This window comes from Pseudomonadota bacterium (assembly GCA_010028905.1).
GTDB lineage: Bacteria > Vulcanimicrobiota > Xenobia > RGZZ01 > RGZZ01 > RGZZ01.
On record RGZZ01000123.1, the window covers coordinates 1 to 11,501 of the forward strand.

11 protein-coding genes are annotated in these 11,501 nt (G+C 67.7%); 4 read left to right on the forward strand and 7 right to left on the reverse strand.

Annotated features, from left to right (window positions below; all coding sequences use genetic code 11):
* Both EB084_10590 and EB084_10595 read left to right on the forward strand, forming a co-directional pair.
* Positions 1–855 (forward strand): fibronectin-binding domain-containing protein (locus EB084_10590; protein ID NDD28700.1); only part of this gene is annotated, 855 nt, incomplete at its 5' end.
* Positions 852–1,970, forward strand: a complete 1,119-nt coding sequence (locus EB084_10595) for a hypothetical protein (protein ID NDD28701.1) — start codon at positions 852–854, stop codon at positions 1,968–1,970. The genes EB084_10590 and EB084_10595, both read left to right, overlap by 4 nt.
* Here EB084_10595 and EB084_10600 read toward each other — a convergent pair.
* Entirely contained in the window at positions 1,967–3,673 is a 1,707-nt protein-coding gene (locus tag EB084_10600; GenBank protein NDD28702.1) for a carboxypeptidase, read from the reverse strand. The two genes, EB084_10595 and EB084_10600, sit on opposite strands and share 4 nt — an antisense overlap.
* Positions 3,674–3,765: 92 nt before the next feature.
* On the opposite strand from EB084_10600, the gene EB084_10605 reads away from it, so the two are divergent.
* The gene (locus tag EB084_10605) at positions 3,766–5,547 is read left to right on the forward strand and encodes a DNA mismatch repair protein MutS (protein NDD28703.1); all 1,782 of its coding nucleotides are present in this window, start codon (positions 3,766–3,768) and stop codon (positions 5,545–5,547) included.
* On the opposite strand, the gene EB084_10610 is transcribed toward EB084_10605, so the two are convergent.
* The 5 genes from EB084_10610 to EB084_10630 form a co-directional block, all read right to left on the reverse strand.
* Positions 5,472–6,866 (reverse strand): O-antigen ligase domain-containing protein, encoded by a 1,395-nt coding sequence (locus EB084_10610; protein NDD28704.1) that lies wholly within the window; start codon positions 6,864–6,866, stop codon positions 5,472–5,474. The genes EB084_10605 and EB084_10610 overlap by 76 nt on opposite strands.
* Before the next feature lie 71 nt (positions 6,867–6,937).
* The gene (locus tag EB084_10615; GenBank protein ID NDD28705.1) at positions 6,938–8,236 is read right to left on the reverse strand and encodes a hypothetical protein; all 1,299 of its coding nucleotides are present in this window, start codon (positions 8,234–8,236) and stop codon (positions 6,938–6,940) included.
* Positions 8,237–8,303: 67 nt separating this feature from the next.
* The gene (locus tag EB084_10620) at positions 8,304–9,038 is read right to left on the reverse strand and encodes a hypothetical protein (protein NDD28706.1); all 735 of its coding nucleotides are present in this window, start codon (positions 9,036–9,038) and stop codon (positions 8,304–8,306) included.
* A 1-nt stretch (position 9,039) separates the two neighbouring features.
* Positions 9,040–9,741, reverse strand: a complete 702-nt coding sequence (locus EB084_10625) for a hypothetical protein (GenBank protein NDD28707.1) — start codon at positions 9,739–9,741, stop codon at positions 9,040–9,042.
* Positions 9,742–9,755: 14 nt separating this feature from the next.
* Positions 9,756–10,178, reverse strand: coding sequence for a hypothetical protein (locus EB084_10630; protein NDD28708.1), 423 nt, complete (start codon positions 10,176–10,178; stop codon positions 9,756–9,758).
* 10 nt (positions 10,179–10,188) lie between these two features.
* On the opposite strand from EB084_10630, the gene EB084_10635 reads away from it, so the two are divergent.
* The gene (locus EB084_10635; protein ID NDD28709.1) at positions 10,189–11,286 is read left to right on the forward strand and encodes a carbon-nitrogen hydrolase family protein; all 1,098 of its coding nucleotides are present in this window, start codon (positions 10,189–10,191) and stop codon (positions 11,284–11,286) included.
* 24 nt (positions 11,287–11,310) lie between these two features.
* Here EB084_10635 and EB084_10640 read toward each other — a convergent pair.
* The coding region (locus EB084_10640; protein NDD28710.1) for a hypothetical protein at positions 11,311–11,501 on the reverse strand (191 nt) is incomplete at its 5' end.

An 11,501-nucleotide genomic window follows, 5' to 3' on the forward strand; every position in this document is an offset into this window, starting at 1 on the left:
GCCGGCCTCGAGGTGCTGCGCGGTCTGCTGCTCGCGGGGATCTCTCGCGCCCGCGACCGCGTGGTGCGCCGGGCTGCGGCCCAGGAGCGCGATCTCGAGAAGGCCGAGCAGTTCGAGCAGTGGCGACAGTACGGCGATCTGCTGACGGCCAACATGTACCGCGTCCCTCACCGAGCCACCGAGATCACGCTCGAAGACTACATGCACGACGGCGCCCTGGTGCGCATTCCTCTCGATCCGGACAAGTCGGCGTCAGAGAACGCCCAGGCCTACTACGAGCGCTATCGCAAGAGCAAGCGCGGCGTCGACGCGATCGCAGATGTCATCACGCGCTCGCAGCACGACATCGCCTATCTCGACAGTCTCGCGTCGTCGGTCGAGACCGCGGTGGAACGCGACGAGCTGCGTGAGATCGAGGCCCAGATGATGGCCGAGGGGCTTCTCAGCGGAACCCCTCGCAAGCGCCCGCGAAGCCTCGCCGCGAAGCCACGGCGGTACGAGAAGGGGGGCTACGACATCCTGGTCGGGCGCAATCCGCGCCAGAACGAGCTGCTCACCCTCCGGATGGCGCGCCCAGAAGACTGGTGGCTGCACGCGCGTCAGATCCCGGGCGCCCACGTGGTCATTCGTGGAAAGGGCGGGGAGGCCGTGCCACCGGACGACGTCATCCGCGCCGCCGCCCGGCTGGCCGCGGGATTCAGTCGAGCGGCCTCGGCAGGACGGGTGGCGGTCGACTACACCCGCGTCAAGCACGTGAAGAAGCCCCCCGGAACGCCGGCAGGGTATGTCACCTACAGCCGTGAGCAGACGGTCGACGTGGCGCCGGGCATCGACCTGGAGGAGGCTGCGCAGTGAGAGCCTGGAAGATCTGGCGCGCGGTATCGCGGGCCAGTCACCTTGTCGCAAAGGGAGATCTCGACGGCGCGCTCGAGTGGTCGAAGCGCGCCGTGTCGCTTGCGCCGGAGAACGCGCTCAGCCATCTCCAGCTCGCGCTCACGCACCTCGAGCGGGGAGAGCCGGAGGCTGCGCTGGCCGAGCTTTCGGTTCCGCACGATGCGGCCAATCCGGCGTGGCCGGTCTTCGAGGGGCTCGCGCGGGCCGATGCCGGCGACCTCGAGGGCGCGCGGCGGCTGTTCGACGAGGCGCTGCGACAGGCACCACAGAACCGCCTGGCGCGAGGCTTTCAGGCGGTCGTCATGATGCGGCAGGGGCGTCCGGCCGAGGCGCTGGCCGAGCTCGAGGCAAGCGGTGTGGAGGCGTCTCATCGCCTGCTCGGTCGCCTCCTCGTGGAGGTCGAGCGCACGCTTGCGGGCCTTGGCGCGTCAGAGGGCAGCCGTCTGCGTGAGACGTCGCTCTCGCCGGTTTCGCGCGATGGTGATGCCCCCCCTGTCGAAGATGCTCCCGAGGGGACGAACCTCCCCTGGGGAGAGCGCATCGCGCGCAACGGCCTGCTCGATCGCCTTGTGGGGGGAATTGTCGATCCGCTCTTCGCCCAGCTCTTCGTGAGCCGTGCCGAGAAGGCGCTGTACGCCCAGCGCTCGGAGGCGGCGATCGTCGATGCACGGGAGGCGGTGCGCAGATGCCCTGAGGTGCCCCGCGGGTTCTGCGTTCTGGGGCTCGCCTATCTGCAGGAGAAGCAGCCGCGCGCCGCTCTTGCCTGTCTGCGCGAGGCGGCGCGTCGGGATGGCGAGACACCCGATGTGCTGTACGCCCTCGGCTGCTGCCATCACGAGATGGGCGAGCTCGACGAGGCGCGTCGATGCCTCACGCGCATGCTCGAAGGCTTTGCCAAGGACGCGGCGGCACACTACACGCTGGGGCAGATCGACCTCGAGGAGGGAGACGCGCTCGCGGCGCGCCGACGCTTCGAGTATGCCGCCTTCCTCGATTTCCTTCTCGTGCGCGAGCGCCTGCGAAGGCTCTCCGCTGTTCTCGCCGAGCGCGACGCCGCGGTGTGTGCGCAGCCTTAGCGTGCCGTGGTGGCGCGCAGCACGCCCGCCCGAGCGCTCTTCACCGTGACGCCGATCTCTCCGGCGCCGCGCACGAGCCACTCGATCTTCTGGCGATGTCGCTCGGTCGTTCCCCTGTAGTACGTGGTGTCGGCGTAGCCTGCGTTCACCACATTGGAGATGCCGTCGAGATGGTCGACCTCTACGCGCCGCTCGCCCATGACGAGCTCGACGCCGCTCGGCAGCGAGAGCTCGACCTCGATGGGGCGGCTGATGCGGCGCTTGCGGGCGATCTCGGTCACGTTCGTGGGAAGGTAGCCTTCATTGGCCACGGCCAGCGTGATCTTTCGCAGCACCGGCTTGCGTGACAGCACCTCCTCGTCGAATCGCTCGAGCACGAGGCGTGGCGACGCCAGTGCGTGGGCCATGGAGAAGCGGGTGAGCTGATCGCAGATCTCAGGCAGGAAGCGCGGCGGCGGATTCGACCACGAGAACAGGGTCTGCCACCCTCCGATCTCGACGGGACCGAGCTGGGGGTGCTCGAAGGGCGTCCAGTCGACGAAGGCGTCGATCTTCTCTCTGTCGTGCCAGGCGAAGATGGCAAGCATGTCTTCGGTGGTGCGCTCGCAGAGGAACTTCATGGGGTCTTTCACATCGAGGCCTGCAGCCTTGCCGATGGACCAGATCTCGGTGGTGAACGCGAAAACGCCGAGATGTTCGTAGCACATGTCGTCGAAGCCCCCGCGGATGAAGTCCTTGGGGTGATCGCGGAAGTCATGGTACACCGACATGCACGGGTATCCTGTGAAGGCCGTGCCGCGCGCGCCCAGGGCCTTGTAGGTGTCGAGATCGCCCACCGGCATGTCCTCGTCGGGCTTCATCGAGAACGGGCGCAGGATGACGGCGCTGTAGGTGTGATACGTGTTGACGCCGCAGATGTTCGGGTGCGCGTGGAGGAAATCGACCACCGCGCGGGTCTCCGGCTCGGAGAGGGGATAGTTCCCCGCTCCGCCCTGATCGAATTCCGGCACCCAGTTGTAGGGGTAGTTGCGGTTGAAGTCCATGCGGTAGGGGCTTGGCTTCACCTCGACGCGGAACTGATCCCAGTCCTCGATCATGCCTTCGCGGAAGATGCGGTAGAACTCGCCTTCGTGGTCGTCTGGGGCGCGCTTCACCAGCAGCCGGCGATCGGTGTCGCAGACCTTCCACTCGCCGCGACGATCGCGCACGCGCATCTGCAGGATGCGACCGTCGCCGTTCACGTCGCAGGGGCGCAGCCCTTCCCAGCGCTCTTCGAACGGGTAGGGGCGGTTGACCGATCGCAGGTAGTCTCCGGTCTCGAGGCAGTACTCGGCGCCATCGGGAGACAGCCGCGGCAGGATGTAGACCGTGCGGGTGTCGAGGAGGCGTGTCACGTCCGGATCGACGTTGAAGCCCTGGGTGAAGTGATGCAGCGCGTACAGGCAGGCGGCCGACCCGGCGAGCTCGGTGGCGTGGGTGTTGCCGTCCATCCAGTAGGCGGGCTTCTCATCGGCCGGGCCGGTGGCGGTGTTGGTCACCTCGGCGAGCCACAGGTCTCGCCCGTGGGGCGAGCGTCCGATGGAGTGCACCTTGACGAGATGCGGATAGGCCTCGGCCACGGCGTGCATGTACGCCGTCAGAGCCTCGTACTTGTAGTATCGACTGGGGTCGTACGCAACGCCCCGGGGTTTTCGTGTCGCCATAGGGCCGTTCGGTTCCCCTCACGCCCGCGGTTTCCTCCCGCGCGGGTGAGGCGCAGAGGAGGCGCGGTGCGCGGAGAGGAACCTCCGCCCCCATGCTTCCTCCGGTTGATCCGCGCAGCGCGCACGTCGCGCGCCTCGAAGCCAGTCGCGCCACGCGTGAGGCCGCCTGGGCGCAGGTTCGCACCCTCGGCACGGCGCGCCTGGTGGTCTTTCTTGTCTTCGTGGCCTTGGCCTGGCTTGTCACCGAGCGCCACGCGCTCGCGGGGGCGTGGCTCTGGATTCCCTTCGCGGCCTTCATCGCGCTCGTGCTGCGTCATCGCGAGGTGCTGGCGCGTCACGAGCAGGCCCGTCGCGCGGTCTCGTTCCACGACGACGCGCTGCACCGGCTCGACGATGCGTGGATCGGGCGAGGCGTCGAGGGAACGCGGTTCATCGACCCGGCCCATCCCTACAGCGGCGACCTCGACCTCTTCGGCCCCGGCTCTCTCTTCGAGCTCTTGTGCGGGGCGCGCACGGCGGCGGGAGAGGCGTGTCTCGCCCGCTGGCTGTGCGCGCCGGCAGACCTCGACACGGTGCGTGAGCGCCAGCGCGCCGTCGATGAGCTTCGCGGGCGTCTCGCGCTTCGAGAGGCGCTCGCCACGGTGTGCGACGCCCGCGGCGTGATCGATGGCGAGCGGCTCACGCGCTGGGGAGACCGCGAGCTCACGCTCACCTCACCGGTGACCCGGATTGTCGCTGCCGTGCTCGGTGGCCTGTCTTTCGCCGCGCTCCTCGCGTGGGGGGCTGGCCTCGACGCGCGCCCCTTCCTCGCGCTTTTCGCTCTCGGTCAGCTCTTTGCGCTCTGGCCGCGCGAGGCCGTGTCTCAGGTGACGCGGGGCATCGACGGACCGCGACACGATCTCTCGCTCCTGGCAGACTTCCTGGCGTGCATCGAGGGCGAGCGCGTCGCGTCTCCCCTCCTGCAGTCGCTCTGGCAGCGCCTCGAGGGGCAGCCGTCGGTGCGTCTGCGGGCGTTGATCACACGCATGGAGTACGCCGAGGCCATGCGCAACATCTTCTTCGCCCCCTTCGGCGTGGTTCTGCTCTGGTCGACGCAGGTCGCGTGCGCCATCGAAGCCTGGCGCGCGCGTGACGGGGCGCGTGTGGGGGTGTGGGTCGAGGTGCTGGGCGAGATCGAGGCGCTGCTGTCTCTCGCTGCGCTCGCGTTCGAGAGCCCCGCCGATGTGTTTCCCGAACTGGAGAAGAGCGGCCCTGTGTTCGACGGTGCGGGACTGGCCCATCCTCTTCTTCCGCGGGCGCGGGCGGTGCCGAACGATGTGCGTCTCGACGGCGGTATGCAGCTGATGCTGGTGAGCGGATCGAACATGGCGGGAAAGAGCTCGCTGCTGCGCACCGTGGGGGTGAACACCGTGCTCGCGCTCGCAGGGGGAACGGTGCGTGCGACCTCGCTGCGCATCAGCCTGCTTGCCGTGGGGGCCTGCATGCGCATCCATGACAGCCTGCAGCAGGGGGTTTCGCATTTCTATGCCGAGATCACCCGGCTGCGCCACATCGTCGACCTCGCAGGCCAGCCCGGGCGTCCCCTGCTCTTCCTGCTCGACGAGATCCTGCACGGCACGAACTCCCACGATCGGCGCATCGGCGCGGAGGCCGTGGTGCGCTCGCTCATCGCGCGCGGCGCTCTGGGACTCGTCACCACCCACGATCTGGCCCTCACCGGAATCGTCGAGGCGCTCGCCCCGCGGGCGATCAACGTGCATCTCCAGGATGAGATGATCGATGGGGTGATGCGCTTCGATTACACGCTGCGCGCGGGGGTGGTGGAGCACAGCAACGCTGTGGCCCTCATGCGCGCGGTGGGGCTCGACGTCTGATCTCCTGTCGACGCCTGCGGCGCAGCGCTGACCAGGCGTGACCAAGACATCACGAACGCGATGAGCACCGGCACCATGAAGGTGAGTCGCTCGCTCGAGAGCACCGTCTCGGCGAGGTTCATGACGGCCAGGCCCACGAGGGCCCCACGCAGGCCGAGCAGCAGCGGGGCCTGGTCTTCTGCAACGCGCTCTCGCAAGCGGCGCGTTGCCGCGCCGATGCTGATCAGCAGCGCGACGAGGCAGGCTGTGCCGGGCAGCCCGAGATACACCGGGATCTGCATGTACAGGTTGTGGGGGTGCTCGTATTCGAAGGTCTCCCCTTCCAGCGCGCGTCCGGCGTAGAGGAACGTGCGTGAGGAGAAGCCCAGGCCCAGCCACGGGTGACGGGCCATGAGAGCGAGGTTGGTCTGATAGATCACGACCCTTCGCTGGTAGTTCTCCTCCGTGCGCAGATGCAGCAGGCTCGACACGCTGGCGCGCACCTGTGGCACCGCCAGCGCGGCCAGTGCCAGGCCGAGCGAGGCCACGACCATGGCGCGCCGCAGCCGAGCCGATGTGGCATTCAGCGCCCCGTGGGCCATCACGACCGCAAACGCGATGAACCCGATTCGGGAGTGCGCGATCATGAGGCCGATCGCCTGGAGCGCGAGCAAGAGCAGGTAGAGGGCTTGCCTGCCGGGACCGCTCGCGGCCTGCCCTTCCTCTTCTGCGCGTCGGCGGTCGCTGAAGAGCAGCCCGAGGGTGATGGGCATGGCCATCACCATGCGCATGGCGATGTGGGTGTGGTGCTCGTAGTTCGAGTCGACCTGATGAAGGTCGGTGAGCACGGTTGGAGCGGAGATGAGAACCTGCGCCGAGACCAGGGTCAGGGCCACGTCGAGGATGCGCAGCAGCGGAAGGCTGAAGACGTGAAAGCCCTGGTCGAGCAGATAGCGGGTGCTGCTGTATACGATGAGGGCAGGCAGGACGAGGCTGAAGATCTGTGCGGTGTCGTGACGCCGCACCGGCCAGGCCGGGTCTGGGTCGTTCCAGAGGGGCGATGCGATGGCGACGAGACAGAGCCAGACGAAGGGCTCGCGCAACCAGCCGGTGCGGCGCAGATCGATGTCGCGGGCCGCGATGCGCGTTGCGAGGTACGTCAGCAGCAGCAGCCGGAACACCCCGCTCGCGCTGCCCCCCAGGCTTACGTGTAGCCACGTGCCCAGGTTGATCTCGAGCTTGCCCCATCCGGCAACGCATAGAAGCGCGCCCAGAACCGTGAACAGCACGCGAGCGGTGGGGGGAGGGCTGCAGGAAGGCTCGTGCGCTTCGGTCGCCATGGGCCGTCAGATTCTTGGATGCGGCGTTGAACCCTCTTCGCGCAGCTCCGCCCCGAGAGGCTCGACGAATGTCAGGCTGCGCGGGCCAGCGCGAGGCCGGCGCGAGCTCCCAGGGTGCTTCCGCCCTGGAGTCCGGTGAGCGAGCCGGCGATGAAGCCGATGGCGCCGCCCACGGGTCCGCCGACCGTGTAGCCCAGAACCGTGCCTCCGAGCGGACCGGCGATGCCGCCCACGAGACCGCCGATGGCGCCCCCCGTGGCGGCTGCCGTCGCCGCGCCGGCCGAGGCCACGCCGCGCTGACCTGCGACTTCGATGCCGCGGCGCGCACCGAGCGCGCCGAGCGCGGCGGGCCCGAGCAGGGGGCTGGCATAGGTGAGGGCCAGTCCCACGCCGGCGGCGAGCCCGAGGGCGCCGTGCACCGCGTTGAGCTTGTCCTTGCCCAGGTTGGTCAGCATCTCGGTGGCCCCGTCGGTGATGAGGAGCATGGAAGACAGGGTGGTGGCGACCTGCAGGGCCGAGCGCGTGACGGGGGCTGATGACGACCACTCCCCGATCTGCTTGCCGGCCTCCCGGAACGGGGTGTGGTCGACGAGACGCTCGAGGAAGGAGGGCTCGAGCGATTTCTTGATGACCTCGTGCCGCTTGGGATCCATCTCGCTGAGCGTCCGGTTCGACTCGAGCCCCGGCACCCGCTGGAGCTCCTTCGTGCTCTCGAAGTAGTGGGCGTGGGCTTCGGCAAAGTCTTCACGCGGACTTGTGCCGGCATAGTCGGTGAGGAACGGGGCTTGCCCGAAGGGCGCCTGGCGTGACAGCTCTCCGCGGGTCAGCATGCGGGTCAGCCCGCCGCCGAAGTCGTGGGCGTGACCCGCCTCGTGCAGCATGGTGTAGCGCAGCATGTCCGGGTTCACCGAGTCGGGAGAGACGCCTGGCGGGAGGTCGCCGCCGATGACCGAGTACGCGCACCCACCGCGAGACAAGGTGATGGCTTCCGTGGCGGGGCGGGTCACGCCTAGGATGACGCCGTTCCCGTCGTGGGGACCGATCCAGGGCACCATCTGCACCGACGAGATGGCGGAGACGTCCTTGAGCGGCAGGCGGCCCAGGGCCTCGTGGATGATGGCCTTCTCGGCGGCTGTTCCCGTGACGGCGGGGTAGAGGAACGAGGGCAGGGCCTGAAGTGACTGCAGGCCGCTGGAAAGCGTGGCCTCGACCCGCGAGGAGAGGGAGACCTGCGGCTTCGACGACGCATCACCCGAGACGCCCGACGTCTGAGGGACGAGGGGCAGCGGGCGCTGCGGAACCACGGGTCTGGGATGCGAGAAGGCGATGGCGGTCACGGGCATTCCTCCGATGCGCCCATTGTCCACCATCGCCCTCTGAGAATCCATTAAAAAGTTGTTAACCGCTGGCGTCTTCCCATCAACGACGCCGGCACGGTCACTGCGTGGGGGCGATCTCCCCCTTCTTTAGCTTTGAGACCGCCAGCTTGTGCCAGGTGGCGAGCAGGTCGCGCTGGACCTGCTCGGTGGGCGTGAGGTTCTTGCCCTCACGCAGTCGTGAGAGCTGCTTGTTGAACTTCTTGAGGTCGGCCGAGAACTCCGCGGAACGGCTGCGCGCGACCTTGTCTGCCTCATGGCGGAAGTCCTGGCGCATCAGGAAGACCATGCGCTGCAGCTTGTCTCCATCGGAGAGCGTGGGGTTCGAAGACTCGATCTGGGTCTTGTACTTCACGAGGAGCTCGGCCACGTCTCGGGTCAGTGCCGCGTTGATCTCCTTGGCCACGGCATCGACCGAGGTGAGCGCGGCTCGTTCGGCGTCGGTGCGCAGCGAGGGGATGCTCGAGATCAGGTCGCGGCGCAATCCTCGAACGGTCATGGGCGCTGATCGCTTCAGCTCGTCAGAGGCGTCCTGCACGAGTGACTGCTGGCTGTCGTGCAGGCCGAAGCGGGCCGTCGAGAGCAGGAACTCGGCATCGATGATGCCGATCCGGTTCACGGCCCAGGTCATGTAGAGCACGACGAACACGATCAGGCCGACCTTCATCTTGATGGAGCGATTCAGCCCGGCAAGCTCTTCGTCGAGGGCCTCTCGGACCTGAAGGTTGACGGCGAGGCAGACGTCGCGGGTTGCCGCTTCGTCACCGGATGACGGGGTCACGTTCTCCTGTGCCATGTCACTTCGCCTCCTTCACTTCGAGGTCGACAAGGGTGAGCAGGTCGTGCACGAGGCGCTTCGAGAGCGCGATGTCGTCATCTGGAAGCCCCTTCGTGTCGAACGCTGACAGCGTCTTCTGAAGAGAGATGATCTCGCCGATGTGTTCGACCATGATGGTGTTCGTCACGGCCATCAGGTCTTCTTCAACGTCCTTGCCAAAGGCGTCGACCGCTTTTGTCACGTCTTGCGGCGAGGCTTTCGGGAATGCCTGGCGCAGCGGCGTGCCCTCTCCCGTGAACGCGTCGAGGATGGCTTTGTGGAGCCGCGCCTCGCTGCCCTTCTGGATGCCCTCGATGAGCAGCCCGACCTGGGCCTCCACGACCTTTGACAGCTCCGGAATCGCGTCGACCGCCTCTTTCTGGAGCAGCTCGGAGTAGGTGGGGTACACCCGGGTCACGATCTGCACGGCACCGTTGGCAACGTCGGGCAGCATCTCGGGCACGTGCTTCTGCACGCTCTCCACGATGCGCTCCTTGCTGAAGTTGTCGCTGAGGGTGCGCAGGAACAGCAGGATGAATCCGAAGAGCACCACGGCCAGTCCGACGCTGAGCAGGGTGCTGATCTTGCCCAGTCGGGCGATCTCGCCCGACTGCTTGTCCTGGTACGCTTTGAGTTCTTCGAGTGTGGCTCGAACCGAGGGCGGGGAGTCAGCGGAAGACACGTGCAAGCCTCCTTCTAGCGATGTAGGGTGAAGGTCAGGTAGCCGCGATCGGACCCTTCCTTGTCCTCGACCAGGAAGAGGTCACCGGAGAGCGTGGTTGACGGGGGCACCGAGGGGGCGTCGTTGGCCATCGGATACGTGCTACCGTTGAACGCGAGCCGCACGTAGTGGGCTTTCTCGCCGCCTCCGCTCACCCGGCAGACGATGTCGCGCAGGCCGTGATGGCGGTCATTCGTCACCAGCCAGTCAGGGCGCATGCACGAGCTGTCGAGGAGGAGGCGGTACTTCGGGGCGCCATCGAAGATGAGCCCGCTGCACCCGCCGGTGCCACAGAAGTATGCGCCGCCGAGGAGCACGAGGGTCTGGGGCGGGCCGCTCTCCCGCAGGCGCACGGGGGCGTAGAGATACGAGACCACGGTCCCGTCGGGCGCGTTCACAGCGGTCGCGATGGCCTTCTCAAGGGCAGGGTCGCGGCGGGTGGGAGCGGGGGGCTGGCTCACCTTGCCCACGCGCACGCCTTGGAGCGGGGAGAGGTCGGCCCAGGTGGGCGCGGTCAGCAACAGCAGACAGACCATCAGAGCAATTTTGCGCACGTCCCACCTCCCCTGCCGTGGTTTCGCGTTGCGAGTGCGAATTCCCCCCCGGGTCCTAAGGACGTTTCCATGGCGGAGGAGTTGGCCCCTCGCGTCGTTGAAGCGGGGCCTCATGAGAAGCATGGTGATTGCAATGGTGCGTGAGGTCTTCTTCGGTCCGGACGGCGACGATCGTCTGAGAACCCTACTTTCCGAGGCCCGTCAGCGAGGGGCTGAGCTGGCGGTGCTGCCGGAGCTTGCCCTCATGCCCTGGCGTCCCGCGTCGCGCACGCCCGTCGACAGCGATGCCGAGCCATTGCGAGGGGCGACGTTCGAGCGACTTTCGCGGGCGGCGCGCTACGAGGCCATCGGTGTGCTGGGGGGGCTCATCGAGCTCGACCCGCAGTCGGGGCGTCGACACGGGACCGCGGTCCTGGTTGATGCGTACGGCCAGTACGTGTCGCACTATCGCAAGACGCACGTCCCTCAAGAAGAGGGGTTCTGGGAGGGCGATCACTACGACGCGGGCGATGATGTCCCGCAGGTCATCGAGGGCTCACCGCTGCGTCTGGGGGTGCAGATCTGCTCTGATGTCAACCGACCCCAGGGGACCCACCTGCTGAGCGCGCAGGGGGCTGAGGTGGTGCTCTGTCCGCGTGCAACGGAAGAGGCGACCTTCCCTCGCTGGCGCACCGTTCTCACCGCAAACGCCCTGGTGGGCAGCTGCTACGTGCTGTCGGTGCCGCGCCCCCGTCCGGAGGCGGGTGTTCTGCTCGGGGGGCCGTCTTTCGCGGTGGCGCCGAATGGCACCGTGCTCGTGGAGACCGAAGACACGCTCTCGTACGTCGAGGTCGAGCGTGACGCTGTGGAGCACGCCCGGCACGCCTATCCCGGCTACCTCGCCGTGCGCGCTCCGCTCTATGCCCAGGGGTGGGCCGCCCTCGGCGAGCAGCGGCGCGACTGGCGTCGCTGAGCCGCCGCTCGCCGAATCCAGGCGTTACGGGGCGATGGTGAACGAGCCCGTCGCGGTGGTGCCTCCGGTGTAGGTGACCGTGACCTGGGCCGTCTGTCCGTTCGTCTGCGCGGGAACTGCAAACGGCACCGTCGCGGCGCCGCTTGCGTCTGTCGCTCCCGATCCGTTCACCTGCGCTGCGCCGATGGCGATGACCACGGTGAACGAGGTCGACG

Excerpts from the sequence above, each read along its gene's own strand:
- EB084_10600 (NDD28702.1), bottom strand. The coding sequence starts at position 3,673 with ATGGCGACACGAAAACCCCGGGGCGTTGCGTACGACCCCAGTCGATAC.
- EB084_10605 (NDD28703.1), top strand. The coding sequence starts at position 3,766 with ATGCTTCCTCCGGTTGATCCGCGCAGCGCGCACGTCGCGCGCCTCGAA.
- EB084_10610 (NDD28704.1), bottom strand. The coding sequence starts at position 6,866 with ATGGCGACCGAAGCGCACGAGCCTTCCTGCAGCCCTCCCCCCACCGCT.
- EB084_10615 (NDD28705.1), bottom strand. The coding sequence starts at position 8,236 with ATGGTGGACAATGGGCGCATCGGAGGAATGCCCGTGACCGCCATCGCC.
- EB084_10620 (NDD28706.1), bottom strand. The coding sequence starts at position 9,038 with ATGGCACAGGAGAACGTGACCCCGTCATCCGGTGACGAAGCGGCAACC.
- EB084_10635 (NDD28709.1), top strand. The coding sequence starts at position 10,189 with ATGGCCTTCTCAAGGGCAGGGTCGCGGCGGGTGGGAGCGGGGGGCTGG.